Source organism: Calidifontibacter terrae, assembly GCF_054778835.1.
Genome location: NZ_BAAGZF010000002.1, coordinates 272,383 through 291,409 on the forward strand (window position 1 = coordinate 272,383; position 19,027 = coordinate 291,409).

Consider the following 19,027-nt stretch of genomic DNA (forward strand, 5'->3'; position numbering starts at 1 on the left):
GCGCTCAGCGGCCGCGTGTTCCCCGCAGCGTCGCGTAGGAGAAGTCCACGAGGTAGTCGTTGAGCGCGTGTGAGGCGGCCTCCGCCGCATCAGGTTCCTGGTCCCGGATCGCGGTCAGAATCCGTCGATGCAGGCCGGATCCCGTGGAGATCTCGGCGTCCCGGTCGATGACGTGGGCGATCCAGAATCTCCTCGACAGTCCTTGCAGCGGGGCGATCGCGTCGGAGAGGTAGTCGTTGCCGGCAGCTTCGACGATCAGGTCGTGGGTCTGCTTCACCGAGTCGGCGTAGGTCTCCAGGGTGAATGCGGTGTCCTGCAGGCTGTGGATCATCGCTTCGATCCGGGCGCGCACGTCGCTCGTCGCCCGCGCACAGGCGAGCCGGACCGCGAGGCCTTCCAGCACCCGGCGCAGTTCGAGCATCCGCAATTCGGCCTCGACCGACGTGGACGGAATCAGGACGCCCTTGCTCGGGTGGATCTCGACCATCCGGTTGCGGGCCAATCGCTGCAGCGCCTCCCGCACCGGCGTACGGCCAAGTCCGGTGCGCTCCATCAGCAGCGACTCGGACACCAGCATCCCGGGGGCGAGCTGCTGGAAGGTGATCATCCGTTCGATCTGGCGGTATGCCGCCGCCGCCTTGCTCTCAGTCATGGATGACACCCCTTTCGTCAGGTGATGCTAAAGGCGCTCCGCAAAAATCTGCGCGCAACCCCTTGAGTAACCAATATATCGGTCGCATACTGGGTGGATCGACAGGCAGCGTGACCCGCGTTCGGGTCTCCGGAACAGGCGCGGCTCGCGCCCCGCCACCAGAAGAGGTGCCCATGACCAGTACGCCCGCGTTGGAGCAGCGCTCCATCGACTACATCCCGCCGGCGGAGCGGCACGGGACGGCACGAAGCCTGCTGTTCGTGTGGTTCGCCGCGAACACGTCCATCACCGCGGTGGTGACCGGAGCACTGTTCGTCGTCCTCGGCAACAGCGCTCTCTGGTCGATCCCTGCGATCGTGCTCGGAAACATCGCCGGCGGCTTCTTCACCTCGTTGCACTCCGCCCAAGGCCCCCGCCTCGGGGTGCCGCAGATGATCCAGAGCCGTGCGCAGTTCGGCTACTTCGGCGCGATCCTGCCGCTGGTGCTCGCGCTGATGATCTTCCTCGGCTTCTATGCCACCGGGCTGGTGCTCGGCGGACAGGCGCTGGCCCATGTGCTCCACATCTCCCGTCACCTCGGCGCGATCGTGTTCGCGGTGCTGTCGACCGTGCTCGCGATCTACGGGTACCGCCACATCCACCGGTTCTCCCACGTGGCCGCCGTGCTCAGTGCCGTTGTCTTCGTGGGTCTGTTCGTGCGGCTGGCCTTCGACTCGCGGACGGGCGCCGCCTTCGGGCATCACGAGTTCGCTCTCGCTCCGTTCGTGCTCGGCATCTCGCTCGCCGCCTCCTGGCAGCTGACGTTCGGTCCGTACATCGCCGACTACTCGCGTTATCTACCGCACGAGACGCCCCGGGCGGCGACCATCGGCTGGACCTTCCTCGGCAGCGTCGCCGGAGGATCCCTGGCGATGGTCCTGGGGGCGCTGGTCGCGGCCGTCGGCGGTGCGGCGTTCCTGGCGGACCAGGTCGGTTACCTCGGCGATCTCGGTGGTCCGCTGTCGGTGCTCGTGCTGCTGGCCGTCATCTGCGGCAAGCTCACCGGCGACACTCTGAGTGCGTACGGCGGCTACATGTCGGTGGTCACGATCGTCACCAGCCTGACTCGGCAGGACCGCGTCAGCCCCCGGTACCGCGCGATGTACGTGACGCTCATCTCCGCAGCCGCATTGGCCATCGCGCTCGCCGCGACCAACACCTTCCTGACCACGTTCACCAACTTTCTGCTCTTCCTGCTCTACTTCATGACCCCGTGGTCGGCGATCAATCTGGTCGACTTCTACTGGGTGCGCCGCGAGCGCTACAGCATCCCCGACCTCTACACCCCCGACGGCATCTACGGCCGACTGAACGCGGGCGCCTTCGCCGCGTACCTCATCGGGGTGCTCGTTCAGATCCCGTTCATGAACAGCAGCCTGTACGTGGGTCCGATCGCCGACTGGTTGGGCGGGGCCGAGGTCGCCTGGGTGCTCGGGCTGGTCGTCGCCGGTGGCCTCTACTACGCGTTCACCGCCAAGGTGCGCCGTGTCTCCGTCGCTGCGGCTGCTGAACTGCGCTCCGTCAACAGCGCCCACTGACCCCTGATCGAGAAGGACGAAACATCGTGAAGTACAACCCACCCACCGAGCAGAACCCGCTGCCGTACTCGCCGTTCAAGGCGTGCACGGTGCCTCGGCCGATCGGCTGGCTGTCGAGTGTCAGCCGTTCGGGCGTGGAGAATCTGGCGCCGTACAGCCAGTGGCAGAACCTCACGTTCGATCCGCCGATGGTGATGTTCGCGGCGAACCAGTATCCCGACGGTCGCCGTAAGGACACCGTGGTCAACGCGGAGGAGACCGGCTGGTTCGTCTGGAACATGGCCACCTGGGATCTACGGGAGGCGGTGAACATCTCCGCGATGGCGCTGCCGGAGCACGAGAGCGAGTTCGAGCGCGCCGGGCTGCGCCGGACGAAGGCGGACCTGTGCGACGCGCCGATGGTCGCCGACAGCCCGTGCCACTTCGAGTGCAAGTTCATCTCGACCCACCGGCTGGTCGGCAACTCCAACGTGGGCACGATCGACATCGTCTACGCCAGCGTCGAACGCATCCACGTCGCCGATGACGTGTTGACCCCCGACGGCCGACTCGACTACCCGAAGATCCAGCCGATCGCGCGGATGGGTTACTACGACTACGCCGTTGTGAACGACACGTTCGAGATGCGGATCCCGGGAGCCAGCACCGATGAGGCGGCCGGCCTGGAGGGTTCGGCCCGGTAGAGGTGGCGGATGGGGAGTTACGACCGCGTCATCGTCAGCAGCGACTTGATCGCCCGGCGCTCGTCCATCGCCGCGTACGCCTCGGCGACGTGGTCGAGATCGGTGGTGAAGTCGAACACGCGGCCCGGGTTGATCCGGCCGGCGAGCACGTCCTCGAGCAGCTCGGGGATGTAGTGCCGGGCAGGAGCGACCCCGCCCTTGATGCCTATGTTCTTCCAGAACAGTGTCTTGTACTGGAACGTCTCGTACAGGGGGACGCCGACCGCGCCGATCCTCCCACCGGCGCGGACGATCCCCGCGCAGGTCTCGATCGACTGGTCCGTGCCGACGCACTCCAAGGCCGCGTCGACACCGGCGTCATCGGTCAGCTCGCGCACGACCCGTACGGCGTCGTCACCTCTGTCTTCCACGATGTCGGTGGCGCCGAACTCCTTGGCGACAGCCTGCCGGGCGGGGTTGCGGGACAGCGCGATGATCCGCGCGGCTCCCAGCTTCTTCGCCCCGAGCACCGCGCTCAGACCGACAGCGCCGTCGCCGACGACGGCCACGGTCTGGCCGGGACCGACGCCCGCGCTGACCGCGGCGTGGTAGCCGGTGCACATCACGTCGGACAATGCGGTGAACGACGCGAGCTGCTCGTCGCTGAAGTCGGCCTCGTTTCCGGGGACCTTCACCAAGGTGGCATCGGCGTACGGCGACCGCACCCGCTCACCTTGCCCACCGTCGATCACACCGTTGCCGAACGCCCCGCCGTTGACGCAGTTCGACTCGAACCCGGCGCGACAGGCCGGGCAGGTGCCGTCGTTGAAGGTGAACGGCGCGATGACGAAGTCGCCGGCCTTCAGCCCGCTGACCTCGGCGCCAACCTCCTCGACGACCCCGATGTACTCGTGACCGATGCTGCCGACCTTGTGGTCGTTGATGCCGCGGTAGTACCAGAGGTCGGAGCCGCAGACGCAGCCGCGCACGACCCGTACGATGGCGTCGGTGGGGTTCTCGATGCGCGGGTCCGGGCGGTCGCCGACCTCGACGCTGTTCTTGCCCTTGAAGATGGTCGCCTTCATGGTTGCTGCTCCTTGGGTGGGTATCCGGGATGCGGCGCACACCGCACGTGCGGGGTCACGCTCTCAGTGAACGGCAGGTCCTGCGGGAGCGCCACACCCTGTCGTGAGGGGTTCTGACAGGGCCTGCCACCCCGGACCCGGAGCCGTACGGTGAGAACATGCCCGCCAAGGACGACCTGCGCGACTTCCTGACCACGCGCCGCGCCAAGCTCACGCCGGACCAGGCCGGCTTGCCAACGTACGGCGCGAACCGGCGGGTCAGCGGGCTGCGCCGCGAGGAGGTGGCAGTGCTGGCCGGCATCAGCGTGGAGTACTACACCCGCCTCGAGCGGGGCAGTGTCGGCAACGTCTCCGACGGCGTGCTCGAGGGGATTGCCCACGCCCTGCAGTTGGAGGAGGCCGAGCGCGATCATCTCCACCGCTTGGTGCAGACCCTGAGCACTGCGCGCAGCCGGCCCCGGCGCACCCCCGCCAAGACCCGCGTACGGCCGACGATCGCACGGGTCCTCGACCAGATGCCGATGCCGGCCTACCTGCGCAACGGGCGCTTCGACGTGCTGGCCGCCAACGACCTCGGCCGGGCGCTCTACCGCCCGCTGTACGACCACGCCGGCCCCGGGCGTATGCCGAACAGCGCGCGCTTCATCTTCCTCGCCGCCCAAGCGCCCGAGTTCTTCGTCGACTACGACAAGGCGGCGAGCGACTGTGTCGCATTCCTACACACAGAAGCCGGTCGGGACCCGTACGACAAGGACCTGACCGAACTCATCGGCGAGCTGTCGACCCGCAGTGACGCCTTCCGGCGCCTCTGGGCCGCGCACGACGTGAAGTACCACCGCACCGGCCGCAAGCGGTTCCACCACCCGGTCGTCGGCGACGTCGAACTGGACTACGAGGCCTTCGAATTGCCCGGCGATCCGGGGCAGCGGATCAATGTCTACACCGCGCCCCCGGACAGCTCGTCCGAGGAGACACTGCGGCTGCTGGCGAGCTGGAGTCTTGCGCAGCCCGCTGCCGAGCACCTCACTCAGCAGGGCTGAACCTACTCAGCCGGCGACCCAGGCCAGCCGGTCCTCGCCGCGCGGGTCCTCGACCACGTCGGGACCCTCGGTGGCGAACCGGCGCGTGGTGCGGTCCGAGCGGTCGTACGGTGTCCAGCCCGGGTCGCCCTTCGTGGCGAACGCCACCCAGGCGGTGTGCATCGCGGTCGCGAGCGACTGCGGCGCGTCGGGACCAGCCAGCGGCGAGGAGTCCCCGAGCGTGTCGAAGACGAACGGGAGCTCCAGCGCGTGGCAGGCACCGATGCCGTGTTCCGGGGTGGGCCAGGCGAACTCGTACATGTACGTCGGGGCGCCGTCGCGCGCCTGGGCCAGCCGGATCGACGGCTCCCGGAAGAGGAGGTCGGTGATGACCGCCGAGAACACCTCGCCGGGCGTGCTCTCCGGGCGACGCGCCAGGTAGCCGTCGACCAGTTCCGGCGGCAGGCCGTAGCGCGCCAGCAGCGGGTGCAGGTTGTCGGCGGTGACCGACGCCGCGATGCCCAGGCCGATGCTCCAGAGGTTGAACTCCTGGCTGGTCGTGCCGATCAGCAGCGGTACGTCGCTGCTCGCGCCGGCGGTCAGCAGGGCCTCCGGGATGTCGGTGAGCAGGTCGCCGTCGACGGCCGGGAAGGTCGGCATCAGTCCGAAGCCACCGCTGATCGTGGTGGCGCCCCAGCGCTCGGGGCGCGGGTCGGTGACGAGGTCGAGGGACGCGGCGTTCTGCGCCTGCAACAGGTGCTCCGGCTCGACGGCGCTCAGCGCGGCGGCCGTGGGCTCGACGCCCAGCTTGTCCGCGACCGCGCGGGTGAACGAGCGCAGGTCTTCCGGCCGACCGGCCGCGACACCGCCGCCGCTCTGGATGATCGCGCGCCGGAACAGGCCGCGCGCGGCCGGCATCGCCATCAGCGTCGCGACACTCATCCCGCCGGCGGACTCGCCCATCACGGTCACGTTCGCCGGGTCGCCGCCGAACGCGGTGATGTTGTCGCGCACCCACTGCAGCGCCAGGACCTGGTCGCGCAGCGCGAGGTTGGTCGGTGCGTCGTCGGTCACCGGGAAGCCGGCCACACCCAGGCGGTAGTTGATCCCCACGAGCACGACGCCGTCGCGCGCGAACGCCGTGCCGTCGTACGCGCCCAGGCTGTTGGCGCCGCGTACGAACGCCCCGCCGTGGATCCAGACGATCACCGGCAGGTCACTGCCCTGCGGGTCGGGGGTCCACACCGACAGGTTCAGGTAGTCGTCGCCGGGGGCGACGCTGCTGGGCAGCAGGACGTCCATCGGCGGCGGGTACGGCGCCTGCAGCGCGGTGGCCCGGTGGGCGGTCGCGTCGAGGGCGCCCTCCCACGCCGACCTCGGCCGCGGTTCGGCGAACCGGTCTGCGCCCACAGCGGGTTCGGCGTACGGGATGCCCAGGAAGGCGGCGCCGTGGGCGGTGGTCGTGCCGCGTACGCGGCCGGCTGTGGTGGTGACCTCGGGTGCACTCATGGGCGCATCCTGCCAGCGCGACCCGCGTACGGGCTGTCAGCGTCGCGACCAGCCCCGTCAACTCAGCCGGAAACCGGCCAACCGAACGGCGTAGGGGTCGACCGCGTCGGGTGTGTCGCTGCCCGGACCCTCCAGCACGAACCCGAACAGCTCCTCGAGCACCGCCTCTCCCAGATCGAGGGGGTGGAAGGCGAACGGATACTCGGCGGCCTCCTCAGCGTCTTCGGAGGCCGGGAAATCCCCTGCCCAGAACGGCCGCTCGGCTGCGAGGGGCTCGCCGGTGTTCTCGTGGATCTCCTCGTCGCCGCCACTGATGCTCATCGCGCGAACGAGTCGGCCGTCGCGGTCCCACACGCCGAACGCGCACCAGTCGGCCGCACTGTGCATCGCGTGCAGGTGGATGACGCGGCCTTTTCCAGCGACGAGGAATCGCGGGTGCAGTTCGGAAGGCCGGTCGACCGCCACCTCGGACGTGCACACGAGAGCGACGCCCGGCCAGACGCCCGCGTAGACATCGTTGTCCGCCGGATTGAGGTTGTCACCCAGCGTTCCGTCGCCGATCCGGGTGGGCTCCCGCCCGGGAAAGAGGGCACGGACGAGAGTCTCCGTCGCCAGCAGGTCCAGGTCGCCGACCTCCGACAGGGCCTTCGCTGCGTCGGTCTCGGCAAAACAGATGATCCAGTCCTTGGCACCCATGGCGCTGAGCGTACGGAGTGATCGGCGCGGGTGTGGCGCGTTCGGCGCAGTCACAGCAGACGCCTTTCCGGAGCCCTTCCGCAACGGGCCGGGGAGGCGGACGATGGAGCCATGTCCACGAACGCGAAACGGCCGCCCGCTGGTGCGCAGCGGTTCAACAAGGTGGCGATCAAAGCCGCCGGGACACGGCTCGCACCGCTCTGGGCGGTCGTCGAACACCGCGGCCGCACCAGCGGGCAGGCGTACGAGACGCCGGTGGCGATCGTCGCCTCGACCGACGAGGTGCTCTACATCGGGTTGCCGTGGGGAGTGGGCACCGACTGGGTGCGCAACCTGCGCGCGGCGGGTGGCGGAACCCTGCGCTGGCGGGGGAAGACGTTCCCGGTCACCGAACCGACGATCGCGGGGCCGGACGAGGCGCGCTCCGCGACCGGCCCGGTGCAACGCCTGGCGACGTCCGGTTGGAAGCTGGACCACTACCTGCGGTTGCGGCGCGGCGTCTGAAACCCGTCGTCCTCACGGACCCGGTCCGGCACGGTCGCGTGCAACGAACAGCGGGCGCCCGCGGGCACACCCCGGCTCGCGACGCCCCTGTGCTGCACCAGATCCCAGGAGGAACCCCCATGACCTTGTCCCGCTCGTCCGCCCTCACCGGCGTCGCCGTCACGATGCTCACCGTCGCGGGGTGTTCGTCCGAGTCGAACAGCGCCTCGTCGAGTTCGACGACGGCGTCCTCGACCAGCGGCATGTCCTCGATGTCGACCTCGTCCTCGATGTCGACGTCCATGTCGTCCACGAGCTCGACCTCCATGTCGACCTCCATGTCCACGTCCATGGCGCCCACCTCCGCCGGCGCCGGCCCGGCTCCCGAAGGGGCGGCGATCAAGGCGGGCACCGCCACCCACCTGCCGGCGATGGTCGCCGGGTGGTCGAAGAACAGCGCCTCCTCCGGACCCGCCTCGATCTACACCAAGGGCGGCGGCATGGCGTCCGTGTCGTTCCTTGCGGGTGGTAAATACGAGGGCGACGTCGCCAACATCGTCCACCAGAAGACCAAGGCCGGCACCGGCTACTGCGGCACCACGACCGAGGCGAGCAACCTGACCTGTTACCTGAAGACCGCCGACGGCGTCCTCAACGTGTCGGCGGATGCGGGCGACACCAAGCTGGCCGAGTTGGTCGGCTTCTCCAACGACCTCACGAAGATGCTCGGCACGAGCTGAGCGGCGTCACTCCGGGCGGGTGAGCCGCAGCGTCTCGCCGTACGTCGCGTAACGCGATCCGGACAGCCGGGCGACCGGGTCGAGCAGCCACTCCTGCGGGCGGCCGGAGTCGTCGAGCATGTCCTGGTCGACCGACGCGGCGACGACGATGCCCATCACCACGAACGAGTTGCCGACCGGAATGACCTGGTGCAGCCGGCACTCCAGCGCCGCGGGGGCCTCGGCCACCCGCGGCGGCGAGACCTTGGACGACTCCTGCTTGGTCAACCCGGCCAGTTCGAACTCGTCGACCTCGGGGTCCACGCTCGCGGAGGTCGCGTTCATCCGTTCCAGCAGCGTGCGCGAGGCGAGGTTCACCACGAACTCCCCGGTGGCCTCGACATTGTTCAGCGAGTCCTTGCGGCCGACCGACGTGAACTGCACGACCGGCGGAGCGCCCGAGGCGACGGTGAAGAAGGAGTGCGGCGCGAGGTTGGCCCGGCCGTCGGCGTCGAGCGTGCTGACCCACGCGATCGGCCGCGGGATCACCAGGCCGGTGAGCAGCCGGTACGGCTCGGGGTCGGGCAGTTCTTCCATGTCGAACAGGTGTCGCGCCATGGTCGAACCGTACGCCGACCCTTCCGCCGCCCCTCGAACCGAGGGGCGGCGGACGGGTCCGCGCGGAAAGGTCAGTGGCGCAACAGGTCCCGGGCGATCCAGCCACTCATCACCAGGCCGGCGACCGCCGCGGCGTACTGCCCGGCCTCCCCGGGGGCGAACGAGGTCACCAGCAGCGCGGCGGCGGGAACCAGGACGAGAGGCGAGCTCAGACCCGAGCGGTAGGCCGCGACCGCGGCGAGCACGAACCCGACGACCGTCAGCATGATGAAGGCGATGATCGGACCGCCGGCCTCGTGGAATCGGCGCAGCGCTTCGACCCGCTGGTCCTGGGTGAGGGTCGAGGAGACGAGACCGGACACGACGAAGTGGTTCATCGCGATGGCGATGAAGCCGGGGGCACTGAGCACGGCGAAGACACCCACGGCGTTCGCCCAGCCGGCCCCGCGACGCCGGATCGCGCCGACGACCGTCATCAGCCCGGCCAGGCCGAGCAGCGCGGTCACGATCTCGGCCCAGCCGAGCGCGGCGATCTGGCCGGAGTGACCGATCGCCTGGCGAATCGTCGTGGCCTCCCCGGCGGAGTCGTCCAGCGGGTCCAGAAGAGCCGTGCCGACCAGCATGAGGGCGAACATGGCGGGCAGGCAGATCGCCCCGACCGTACGCCGGAGCCGGTAGGCGGCGGCACCGGTCGCGGGTGCCGCTTCGGGTGTCGGGGTGATCGGGAGAGTCGGGCTGGTGGCGGTCATGGTCGCTCCTTCGTCGGTGCTGAGAGGTGATGTCTCGAAGCTACGAAGCGCAGGCCCTCGGCCGCGTCGGCTGCGCGGTCGTACCGGCATCCGCGTGGGCTGATTCGCACCCGTTCCCGGTCATCCTCGGGTCGTAGCCGTGGTCCTCCCCGAAGACGACGCGGGACCCGCCGTACGGTCCTATCGTCGGGACATGGAGGTGCGCCGTCCGGTCGCGTTCGACTGGGTGCTGGCCGCGGTCGTCGCGGGGTTCGGGGTGGTCGACCTGGTCGACACGGTCCGTGGCCCGCGTGTGGTCGCCGCAGGCGCGGTGACGGTCTACGTCCTCTGCCTGCTGATCCGCCGGACGTCGCTGTGGGCGGCGGTGATCGTGGCCTTCGCGACGATGCTGATCAGCTACCAGCTCGGTCTGTCCCAGCAGGACTTCCTCGCCTCGATCATCGCGTGCCTGGTGCTGGTCTGGTGGGTCGGCTACGCCCTGCGTACGGCGGAGGCGTTGCTCGGTCTCGGTTACGCGTACGTCTGTGTGATCGCCACCAACGGCGTCGACGTCGCGAGCGTCGTCTGGCTCGCGCTCGTCATCGGCGGGGCGTGGGGTGCCGGACGGGCACTGCGCAGTCGGCACCTGCTGATCGAGGACCTGCGGCGCACCACCGGCGAACTCGAGCGCAGCCGCGACGAACTGGCGGCGCGCGCCGTGATCGCCGAACGGCTGCGGATCGCGCAGGACATCCACGACATCGTGGCCCACTCGGTGACGGTGATGCTGGTCCAGGCCGAGGCCGCCGAGCGGGTGATGCCGGCGGGGCGGGGGTCCGCCGAGGCGACCGAGGCGGTGCGCGCGGTGCAGGACTCGGGCCGCAACGCGCTCGCCGAACTGCGGCGGTTGCTGGGCGTGCTGCGGCCGACGGCCCGCGCCGACACCGTTCCTCAACCGGGGCTCGCCGACCTGGCGGCACTGGTCGACTCCTACCGCGGCGCGGGACTCGGTGTGCAGTTCACTGCGCCGGCGGTGGGTGACGTCGCCCCGGGGACCGAGCTCACCGCGTACCGCGTCGTGCAGGAGGGGCTGACCAACGTGCTGCGTCACTCGACCGCGTCCCACGTGCGGGTGGACCTACGGCTCAGCAAGGGTTCGCTGCTGGTGGAGGTGACCGACGACGGCCCCGCTCGCCCGAGCGACGATCCGCCCGGGCACGGCCTGGTCGGCATGCGGGAGCGGGTCCTGGCCGGTGGGGGCGTGTTGGAGGCAGGTCCCTGCGGCAGCGGCTTCCGGGTGGCCGCCACCCTTCCCGTGACCCATCCCGCGGCGGTCGCGTCATGATCCGGGTCGTCGTCGTCGATGACCAGGCGTTGGTGCGCCGCGGCTTCGCGATGATCCTCGACCAGGAGCCGGACCTGCAGGTGATCGGCGAGGCGGCCGACGGCCAGGAGGCGGTCGAACGGTGTCGCGAACTGCAGCCCGACGTCGTCCTGATGGACGTACGGATGCCGGTGCTCAACGGGGTGGAGGCGACGGCTGCGGTGACCCGCTCCGGCACGACCCGGGTGTTGATGCTGACCACCTTCGACCTCGACGAGTACGTCTACGACGCGATCCATGCTGGTGCCAGTGGCTTCGTGCTGAAGGACGTGCGTCCGGACGATCTGGTGCACGCCGTCCGTACGGTCGCGGCGGGGGAGACGACGCTCTCACCGACGATCACCCGGCGGCTGGTCGACGAGTTCTGCGCGCGGGCGGCGCCGGGCCGCGCACCCGACCTGGTGGCGGCCCTGTCCGAGCGCGAACGTGAGGTGTTCGTGCTCATCGCGCACGGCTTGTCCAATGCCGAGATCGCCGCACAGCTGTACGTCTCGGCGACGACGGTGAAGACGCATGTGACGCGGGTGCTGGCCAAGATCGGGGCACGCGATCGGGTGCAGGCCATCGTGATGGCGTACGAGGCCGGGGTGGTCGGCGGCGCGCGATGACTCAGGGCGCGTCGCGCGTTCCGCTGCACCGCGGGTGTTGTCGACGGCGGTGGGCTACCGGAATCACCCGGCGACGTCGGTGTTCTCCAGCACCACCGCCAGGCCCTGCCCGACGCCGATGCAGATGGCCGCGACGCCGTACCGCTCACCGCGCTCGCGCAGCACCTTCGCCAGGGTGCCGAGCACCCGGCCGCCGCTCGCACCGAGCGGGTGGCCGAGAGCGATCGCACCGCCGCGGGTGTTGACCAGCTCCCGGTCCTTCAGACCCTGCGCGAGCCAGGCGTCGACGCAGACCAGCGACTGCACGGCGAAGGCCTCGTTGAGTTCGACCGCGCCGACCTCGTTCCAGCCGATGCCGGCGCTGGCGAGCGCCTTGTTCGCGGCCTCCACCGGGGCGTAGCCGAAGCGGTTCGGGTCGACGGCGTGGGTGCCCCGGCCGGCGACGCGGGCCAGCGGGTCGCGACCGATGGTTGCGGCGGCGTCGGCCGAGCCGAGCAGCACTGCGGACGCACCGTCGCTCAGCGGCGAGGCGTTGCCGGCGGTGATCGTGCCGTCCTTGCGGAAGGCGGGCTTGAGGCGCGCGAGGGTCTCGGGGGTCGAGTCGGCGCGGATGCCCTCGTCGCGGGTCAAGGCGGTGTCGGGCACCGGCACCACCAGATCGTCGTAGAAGCCCGATTCCCAGGCGGCGTGGGCGAGTTGGTGCGAGCGGGCGGCGAACTCGTCCTGGCGCTCGCGCGGGATGTCGTACAGCTCCTGCAGCTGTTCGTTGGACTCGCCGAGCGAGACCGTCCACTCGGCCGGCATCTTCGGGTTGACCATCCGCCAGCCGAGCGTGGTGGAGATCGCCTGCGCGTTCCCGGCCGGGAAGGCGCGCTCGGGCTTGGGCATCACCCACGGCGCACGGGTCATCGACTCCACTCCGCCGGCCAGCACGATCCGGGCGTCGCCCGTCTCGATCGCCCGGGAGCCGTACATCGCCGCATCCAGCGATGACCCGCAGAGCCGGTTGATGGTGGAGCCCGGCACCGAGGTCGGGAAACCCGCCAACAGCAGCGCCATCCGGGCGACGTTGCGGTTCTCCTCGCCGGCACCGTTGGCGTTGCCGAGGATCACCTCGTCGATCGCGGCGGGGTCGAGGCCGGTGCGCTCGACGATCGCGGTCAAGGTCGCCGCGGCGAGGTCGTCGGGGCGGCTGCCGGCGAGGCCACCGCCGAACCGCCCGAACGGCGTACGGACGGCGTCGTAGACGTAGGAGCTCATGACGCCAACGGTAGAGGGACGTCCGGCTCAGCCGCGATCTGCTCCCGGCACCGACGACCCCAGCCGATACCTGAGCCACACGATCCCCGACGACGTCGGCGTCGCCTGCGTCAGCCAGAGTCGGGTCCATTCGGTCGCCTGCTCGAACAGTCGGCGCCCCTCCGGATCGATCACCGGCCCCATCCCGAGCACCAGTTCGTCGACCAGTCCTTCGGCCAGCAGCGACCGGACCAGCGTGATGCTGCCGTGGACCCCGATGTCGCCGCCGGCCTCCTGCTTCAGCCGGCGTACGACGTCGGCCGCCGGCTCGTGCACCGCCTCGGCGTTCTGCCACGGCGTGGTCAGCGGGCTCGAGGTGAAGACGTACTTGCGCACGCCGTTGATGAAGTCGGCGAACGGCTGCTGCGTCGAGGTGGGCCAGTAGCGCGCCCACTCGTCGTACATGCCGCGGCCGAGGAGCACCGCGTCCTGGGTCGCGATGACGCCGGCCTCGACCTCCTCGGACTCGTCGTCGAACTCCGGCGGGCCGGGCGCGGTCGCGTCGGTGGCCGGGAAGTAGCGGCGCGGGTCGTCGACGGCGCCGTCGAGGGAGGTGAGCACGTACGCGACGACGGAGCGGGTCATGGGGCCATCATTCCGGCCGAGACAACTCCTCGGGTCCGAGGGGACTCCGAATTTCGCGTTCCCTCGGACCCGAGCAGTCGTCTCGGCCGGGCGCGGCCGGGCGCCGATGAGGACTCGGCTGCCTAGACTGCACGAGTGTCATCGGAGGCAAGGACCACAGCAGGCCGCGCCGCGGCGGGATCGCAGACCCTGGCCCGCGGACTGCGCGCTCTGGAGCTGATCGGCCGGGCGGTCGACGGCTGCTCGATCCAGGAGGTCGCCGAGGCGCTCGACGTGCACCGGTCCATCGCCTCGCGGTTGCTCTCCACCCTGGTCGACTTCCGGTTCGTCGTCCGCGGCCCGGACGGCCGGTTCCGCGTCGGCAGCGGTCTGGCCGCCCTCGCCTCCGGCGTCCACACCACGCTGCGGGTGGCCGCCGAACCGGTGCTGCGCGACCTCGCCGAGGAACTCGGGGCCACCGTCTCGCTGCTGGTCGCCGAGGGCGACGAGGCGGTGGGGCTGTCGGTGGTCTCGCCGGCGCGTTCGTCGTACCACCTCGCGTTCCAGACCGGCACCCGTCACCCGCTCGACCGCGCCGCCGGCGGGGTGGCGCTGCGTGCCGCGCTGCCGCCGTACGACGGTGAGGATCCCCGCGTCGCCGAGGCCCGGACCCGCGGGTGGGCGCAGACGTTCGGCGAGGTCGAGCCCGGGGCGTACGGCGTCGCGGTGCCGCTGCCCGCGGTGCCCGGCATCCCGGTCTCCTGTCTCAACCTGATCACCCACCGCGCCGAGATCGCCGAGGCAGCGCCCCCGCGACTGGTCGCCGCTGCGACGCGGCTCGCGGACGCCTTGCGCTGACCGCCACCCACCCCCGTACGGCCCATCGGAGCGATCCGGTGGGCCGTTGTATTACCACCCCGGTCTTGACACCGGGCGGCCGCGGTGGTGACATGGACCACACTGAACGTGCAAATAACAGATGCATGAGTGCAAATAACGCACACCATGGGAAGCACAGTGGCCATCACCAAGGAATCGGCGACCCGCGACCTCGTTCTGCCGTCGGGTGCGGCCGTCCGCTATTACGAAGCCGGGGAGGCCGGTCAGCCGCCCGTCGTGCTGCTGCACGGATCCGGCCCGGGCGCGACCGGCTGGTCCAACTTCTCCCAGAACATCGGGGTCATCGCCGACGCCGGGTTCCACGTGGTGGCTCCCGACATGCCCGGCTGGGGCGACTCCGCCGCGGTCGCCACCGTCGACATGGACCGACGTCCTGGTCATCGGCGCCGGCCCGGTCGGCCTCATGCTGGCCAACCTGCTGGGCGTCCGCGGCTGCCCCAGCGTGGTGCTCGAAGCCCGGCCCGAACTGATCGACTACCCCCGCGGCGTGGGCCTCGACGACGAGTCGATCCGTACGCTCTGCACCGCCGGACTGTGGGACAAGGTCTCCCCGTACACCGTCCCGCACCACGTCGTACGGCTGGTGAACGGCACCGGGCAGGTGCTCGCCACCAACGACCCGACGACCGAGGAGTTCGGCTACCCGCGCAAGCACGGCTTCATCCAGCCGCTGGTGGACCGTGAACTCGCCACCGGTCTCGGTCGCTTCCCCGGCGCGGAGTTGCGCTTCGGGCATCGCGTCGTCGACCTGGAGGACCGCGGCGACCATGTCGTCGTGACCGCCGAGAAGGAGGACGGCGAGCGGGTCACGCTCACCGCCCGGTACGTCGTCGGCTGCGAGGGCGGCAGCTCGTTCACGCGTAAGTGGATGGGTGTGGCGTTCGAGGGGAAGTCGCCCTCGACCCGGTGGGTGGTCATCGACGTCGCGAACGACCCGATCGGCACCCCCTCGGTCTATCTCGGCGCGGACCCTCGGCGGCCGTACGTCTCGATCGGCCTGCCGCACGGCGTACGGCGGTGGGAGCTCATGCTGCACGACGACGAGCCCGCCGACGCCGGCGACGACCCGGACTTCCTGCACGGTCTGCTGGCCCGGCACGTGCCGAACCCGGGGGCGCTGGAAGTCATCGACCGGCGCACCTTCACCCACCACGGCCGGATCGCCAGCGACTTCCGCAAGGGCCGGGTGTTCCTCGCCGGCGACGCCGCCCACCTGATGCCGGTCTGGCTCGGCCAGGGCTGGAACTCCGGCATCCGTGACGCCACGAACCTGGCCTGGAAGCTGACCACCGTGCTCACCGGCGATGCCGACGACGCGCTGCTGGACACCTACACCCTCGAGCGCCGCAAGCACGCCGCCGACATGATCGACGTGAACATGGCCGCCGGGTCGGTGATGAAGCTCGGCCGCGTCGGCGGCTGGCTGCGGGACCGGGCCGCGTCCGCGCTCAACCTCGTGCCGAACTGGAAGTCGTACTTCACGGGATTGCGGTTCAAGCCGATGCCGCGCTTCACCTCGGGCGTGGTGGTCGACCAGCTCACCCTCGAACCCGGCACGTGCTCCGGCGACCTGGGTCGGTCGACGCTCGCCCCGTTCGTCGACAGCGCGGGTGCGTCGTCTCCGGTCGGGCTGCAGTTCATCCAGCCGCGGGTGAACACCGCGGAGGCCACCGATGTGCTGCTCGACGAGGTGACCGGCGACTGGTGGACGCTTGCCACCTGGGGCACCGATCCGACCGCGCACCTCTCGCCCGAGGACCTCGACCTGATCGCCCGGCACCGCATCCGGCTCGTCTCGTTCATGCCGGAGACCCAGCGCGGCTGGGCGGAGAAGCAGTTCGCCCCCGCGCCGCTGCCGGTGACCGTCGTCGGTGACACCACCGGTGCCCTCAAGAACTGGTTCGACGTACGCGCCTGCGGCCTGGTCGTCCTGCGACCCGACCGGTTCGTCGCGGCCGCCTCCCTCACCCAGCAGGCCTCGCACGTGCTCGCCGCGGTCGCCGCGGCCGGCTCCCTGCGTGCGGCCGACGACATGAACGGAGTCCTCGCATGAGCCTCGCCCTGGTGTGCATGTCGCACAGCCCGCTGCTGGAGTACGCCGACCCGCCGGCGGAGGTGGTCGACGCGGTCCAAGGGGCCTTCGGCCAGGCCCGTGACTTCGTGCGGGACTACGACCCGACGCTGGTCGTCTCGTTCGCTCCCGACCACTACAACGGCTTCTTCTACGACCTGATGCCGCCGTTCTGCATCGGGTACGAAGCGCTGGGCGTCGGCGACTACGGCACCACCGAGGGGCCGTTGCAGGTGCCCACCCAGCGCACCGAGGAGCTCGCCCAGTGGGTGACCGAACACGACGTCGACGTCGCGATCTCGCGACGGATGGAGATCGACCACGGCGCGATCCAGCCGCTGGAGATCCTGTTCGGCGGCATCGACACGGTGCCGACCATCCCGGTATTCGTCAACGGCGTGGCCCGCCCGTTCACCACCATGCGCCGGGTGCGCCGGCTCGGTGAGGTCATCGGGTCGTACCTCGCCACGCTGGACGAGCGCGTGCTGGTGATCGGCTCGGGTGGCCTCTCGCACGACCCGCCGGTGCCCCAGTGGGCGACCGCGAACGAGGAGCAGCGCGCGATGCTGCTCGACGGTCGTCACCCGACCGCCGCGGCCCGCGACATGCGTCAGCAGCGGGTGATCGACGCGGCCAAGGACTTCGCCGCGGGAACCGCCACCATTCGGGACCTCAACCCCGCCTGGGACCAGGCGCTGATGGACACCCTCGCCTCGGGCGACCTCAGCCCGATCGACGCGATGACGCCGGATCAGATGGCCGCCGACGCCGGGAACTCCGCCCACGAGGTGCGCACCTGGGTGGCCGCGTTCAGCGCGCTCGGCGCCGCTGGGCCGTACGAGGTCGGTCACCGGTTCTACCGGCCGATCCGCGAGTACATCGCCGGCTTCGGGGTGATGACCGCGCGCTGAGCCCACTCAGCCGATCGAGACAACTCTCGCGGTCCGAGGGGACTCGACATTCGGAGTTCCCTCGGACCGGGAGAGTTGTCTCGGCGCTGGACCCCTGGGAGCTCAGAGGGCCGGCGCGATGGGAGTGGCCTGTGGGGTCACCCGCAGAGCCGCGTCGGTCAGCCGGGGTAGCGCCTCCCGCAGGTGCTCGCGGGCATGCTCCGCGACCGCGTGTGCCTCGGTCACCGACAGCGTGGCCGGCACGACGAGGTCGCCGTCGGCGTGCAGGGTGTGGCCGATCCAGCGCACCCGCAGCTCGCGTACGGCGATGACGTCGTCGACGGTGCCGACCGCCTCCCGGGCCCGCTCGATCAGCTGCGGGTCGACCGAGTCCATCAACCGGGCACCCACCTGCTGCACCGCCGAGCGCAGCACGCTGAGGATGGCCAGAGCGATGAGCAGGCCGACGACGGGGTCGGCCCAGGGCAGGCCGACAGCCACTCCCGCAGCACCGAGCACGACTGCCAGAGAGGTGAATCCGTCCGTACGGGCGTGCAGGCCGTCGGCGACCAGCGCCGCGGAGCCGATCTGGCGTCCCACCCGGATCCGGTAGCGCGCGACGAGTTCGTTGCCGGCGAAACCGGCCACTCCGGCGGCCGCGACCGCCCACAGGTGGTCGACCGGACGCGGGTCGAGCAGTCGGCTGACGGCCTCCCACGCGGCGAGCACGCTGGAGAGGGTGATCATCGCGACGACGAAGACGCCCGCGAGGTCCTCGGCGCGGCCGTAGCCGTACGGGTACCGGTCGTTCGCGGGACGCCGCGCCAGCCAGAACGCCAGCAGCAACGGCAGCGCGGTCGCCGCGTCGGCCACGTTGTGCAGGGTGTCGCCGAGCAAGGCCACCGAGCCGGTGAACGCGACGACCACCGCCTGGATCGCCGCGGTGGCGGCGAGCGCGACGAGGCTGATCCAGAGCGCCCGGCGACCGCGGGCGTCGGCCTCCAGCGCGTCGTCGATCTGGTCGGCCGCGTCGTGGGAGTGGCCGCCGAAGACCTCGGAGAGGGTGTGGCGGACCGCGCCCCAGCCGGAGCCGTGGTCGTGGTCGTGACCGTCGTGATCGTGATCGTGATCGTGATCGTGATGGTCGTGCGCGTGATCGCGCTGCAGAGTGTGGGTCATGCCGGCGCCTGTGCGGTTCGTTCCTGGGCGCGGTGATGGGTCGGGACGGTGTCCAGCAGGTGCTCCACGTGACCGATGGTGTCGATCACCAGCTGGCGTACGTGGCCGTTCTCCACCCGGTAGAGCACGGACGTGCCCTGCTTGCGGGTGGTGACCAGCCGGGCCATCCGCATCCGGGCAAGGTGCTGCGAGACGCCGGGTACGGGCTTGTCGAGCAGCGCCGCCAGGTCGGAGACCGACCGTTCGTCGTCGAGCAGCAGCCCGGCGAGGTGCAGCCGGGTCGGGTCGGCGAGGACGCGCAGCACCTCGACGGCCAGGGAGACGACCTCGTCGTCCCAGATCGGTTCTTGCGGACTTGCATGCATGCGCAAAGAGTAGCGGTTC

At 70.4% G+C, this 19,027-nt stretch carries 21 protein-coding genes; 10 read left to right on the forward strand and 11 right to left on the reverse strand.

Annotation, left to right across the window (positions count from 1 at the left end):
- Positions 1–4: 4 nt before the first annotated feature.
- Complete coding sequence (locus ACYU98_RS03980) at positions 5–652, reverse strand: GntR family transcriptional regulator (RefSeq protein WP_460466894.1); 648 nt, start codon at positions 650–652, stop codon at positions 5–7.
- 173 nt (positions 653–825) lie between these two features.
- On the opposite strand from ACYU98_RS03980, the gene ACYU98_RS03985 reads away from it, so the two are divergent.
- A complete protein-coding gene (locus tag ACYU98_RS03985) occupies positions 826–2,229 on the forward strand; it encodes a purine-cytosine permease family protein (protein WP_460466895.1) in 1,404 nt (467 codons plus the stop codon).
- 26 nt (positions 2,230–2,255) lie between these two features.
- On the forward strand, positions 2,256–2,912 hold the full coding sequence (locus ACYU98_RS03990) for a flavin reductase family protein (RefSeq protein ID WP_460466896.1): 657 nt from the start codon (positions 2,256–2,258) through the stop codon (positions 2,910–2,912).
- 17 nt (positions 2,913–2,929) lie between these two features.
- Here ACYU98_RS03990 and ACYU98_RS03995 read toward each other — a convergent pair whose 3' ends face one another.
- On the reverse strand, positions 2,930–3,976 hold the full coding sequence (locus tag ACYU98_RS03995) for a zinc-dependent alcohol dehydrogenase family protein (RefSeq protein WP_460466897.1): 1,047 nt from the start codon (positions 3,974–3,976) through the stop codon (positions 2,930–2,932).
- A gap of 158 nt (positions 3,977–4,134) precedes the next feature.
- On the opposite strand from ACYU98_RS03995, the gene ACYU98_RS04000 reads away from it, so the two are divergent.
- The gene (locus tag ACYU98_RS04000; RefSeq protein ID WP_460466898.1) at positions 4,135–5,016 is read left to right on the forward strand and encodes a helix-turn-helix transcriptional regulator; all 882 of its coding nucleotides are present in this window, start codon (positions 4,135–4,137) and stop codon (positions 5,014–5,016) included.
- Positions 5,017–5,022: 6 nt separating this feature from the next.
- On the opposite strand, the gene ACYU98_RS04005 is transcribed toward ACYU98_RS04000, so the two are convergent.
- Both ACYU98_RS04005 and ACYU98_RS04010 read right to left on the reverse strand, forming a co-directional pair.
- Positions 5,023–6,504 (reverse strand): carboxylesterase/lipase family protein, encoded by a 1,482-nt coding sequence (locus ACYU98_RS04005; protein ID WP_460466899.1) that lies wholly within the window; start codon positions 6,502–6,504, stop codon positions 5,023–5,025.
- 57 nt (positions 6,505–6,561) lie between these two features.
- Positions 6,562–7,200: a DUF6928 family protein gene (locus ACYU98_RS04010; protein WP_460466900.1), complete on the reverse strand. Its 639-nt coding sequence runs from the start codon at positions 7,198–7,200 to the stop codon at positions 6,562–6,564.
- A 111-nt stretch (positions 7,201–7,311) separates the two neighbouring features.
- Between ACYU98_RS04010 and ACYU98_RS04015 the strand changes: the two genes are divergently transcribed.
- The gene (locus tag ACYU98_RS04015) at positions 7,312–7,704 is read left to right on the forward strand and encodes a nitroreductase family deazaflavin-dependent oxidoreductase (protein ID WP_460466901.1); all 393 of its coding nucleotides are present in this window, start codon (positions 7,312–7,314) and stop codon (positions 7,702–7,704) included.
- Positions 7,705–7,823: 119 nt separating this feature from the next.
- Positions 7,824–8,423 carry a hypothetical protein gene (locus tag ACYU98_RS04020; protein WP_460466902.1) on the forward strand — a complete coding sequence of 200 codons (600 nt, stop codon included), beginning with the start codon at positions 7,824–7,826 and terminating at the stop codon, positions 8,421–8,423.
- Positions 8,424–8,429: 6 nt separating this feature from the next.
- Here ACYU98_RS04020 and ACYU98_RS04025 read toward each other — a convergent pair whose 3' ends face one another.
- Both ACYU98_RS04025 and ACYU98_RS04030 read right to left on the reverse strand, forming a co-directional pair.
- Positions 8,430–9,020 carry a flavin reductase family protein gene (locus tag ACYU98_RS04025; protein WP_460466903.1) on the reverse strand — a complete coding sequence of 197 codons (591 nt, stop codon included), beginning with the start codon at positions 9,018–9,020 and terminating at the stop codon, positions 8,430–8,432.
- Positions 9,021–9,091: 71 nt separating this feature from the next.
- On the reverse strand, positions 9,092–9,769 hold the full coding sequence (locus ACYU98_RS04030) for a hypothetical protein (RefSeq protein ID WP_460466904.1): 678 nt from the start codon (positions 9,767–9,769) through the stop codon (positions 9,092–9,094).
- Positions 9,770–9,962: 193 nt separating this feature from the next.
- On the opposite strand from ACYU98_RS04030, the gene ACYU98_RS04035 reads away from it, so the two are divergent.
- On the forward strand, positions 9,963–11,093 hold the full coding sequence (locus ACYU98_RS04035) for a sensor histidine kinase (RefSeq protein WP_460466905.1): 1,131 nt from the start codon (positions 9,963–9,965) through the stop codon (positions 11,091–11,093).
- Positions 11,090–11,740 carry a response regulator gene (locus tag ACYU98_RS04040; RefSeq protein WP_460466906.1) on the forward strand — a complete coding sequence of 217 codons (651 nt, stop codon included), beginning with the start codon at positions 11,090–11,092 and terminating at the stop codon, positions 11,738–11,740. The genes ACYU98_RS04035 and ACYU98_RS04040 overlap by 4 nt, the downstream gene beginning before the upstream one ends.
- Positions 11,741–11,803: 63 nt before the next feature.
- Here ACYU98_RS04040 and ACYU98_RS04045 read toward each other — a convergent pair whose 3' ends face one another.
- Positions 11,804–13,000 carry a thiolase family protein gene (locus tag ACYU98_RS04045; protein WP_460466907.1) on the reverse strand — a complete coding sequence of 399 codons (1,197 nt, stop codon included), beginning with the start codon at positions 12,998–13,000 and terminating at the stop codon, positions 11,804–11,806.
- A 27-nt stretch (positions 13,001–13,027) separates the two neighbouring features.
- Positions 13,028–13,624 (reverse strand): dihydrofolate reductase family protein, encoded by a 597-nt coding sequence (locus tag ACYU98_RS04050; protein WP_460466908.1) that lies wholly within the window; start codon positions 13,622–13,624, stop codon positions 13,028–13,030.
- 135 nt (positions 13,625–13,759) lie between these two features.
- On the opposite strand from ACYU98_RS04050, the gene ACYU98_RS04055 reads away from it, so the two are divergent.
- Positions 13,760–14,461 carry an IclR family transcriptional regulator gene (locus tag ACYU98_RS04055; RefSeq protein ID WP_460466909.1) on the forward strand — a complete coding sequence of 234 codons (702 nt, stop codon included), beginning with the start codon at positions 13,760–13,762 and terminating at the stop codon, positions 14,459–14,461.
- A gap of 245 nt (positions 14,462–14,706) precedes the next feature.
- Here ACYU98_RS04055 and ACYU98_RS04060 read toward each other — a convergent pair whose 3' ends face one another.
- The gene (locus ACYU98_RS04060) at positions 14,707–14,865 is read right to left on the reverse strand and encodes a hypothetical protein (RefSeq protein WP_460467423.1); all 159 of its coding nucleotides are present in this window, start codon (positions 14,863–14,865) and stop codon (positions 14,707–14,709) included.
- Positions 14,866–14,876: 11 nt separating this feature from the next.
- Between ACYU98_RS04060 and mhpA the strand changes: the two genes are divergently transcribed.
- Positions 14,877–16,556 (forward strand): bifunctional 3-(3-hydroxy-phenyl)propionate/3-hydroxycinnamic acid hydroxylase MhpA, encoded by a 1,680-nt coding sequence (gene mhpA, locus ACYU98_RS04065; RefSeq protein WP_460467408.1) that lies wholly within the window; start codon positions 14,877–14,879, stop codon positions 16,554–16,556.
- Positions 16,553–17,485, forward strand: a complete 933-nt coding sequence (locus ACYU98_RS04070; protein WP_460466910.1) for a 3-carboxyethylcatechol 2,3-dioxygenase — start codon at positions 16,553–16,555, stop codon at positions 17,483–17,485. The genes mhpA and ACYU98_RS04070 overlap by 4 nt, the downstream gene beginning before the upstream one ends.
- 102 nt (positions 17,486–17,587) lie before the next feature.
- On the opposite strand, the gene ACYU98_RS04075 is transcribed toward ACYU98_RS04070, so the two are convergent.
- Together ACYU98_RS04075 and ACYU98_RS04080 are read right to left on the reverse strand one after the other, a co-directional pair.
- Complete coding sequence (locus ACYU98_RS04075) at positions 17,588–18,643, reverse strand: cation diffusion facilitator family transporter (RefSeq protein WP_460466911.1); 1,056 nt, start codon at positions 18,641–18,643, stop codon at positions 17,588–17,590.
- Positions 18,640–19,008 carry an ArsR/SmtB family transcription factor gene (locus ACYU98_RS04080; protein ID WP_460466912.1) on the reverse strand — a complete coding sequence of 123 codons (369 nt, stop codon included), beginning with the start codon at positions 19,006–19,008 and terminating at the stop codon, positions 18,640–18,642. Before ACYU98_RS04080 ends, ACYU98_RS04075 begins: the two co-directional genes overlap by 4 nt.
- Positions 19,009–19,027 lie beyond the last annotated feature (19 nt).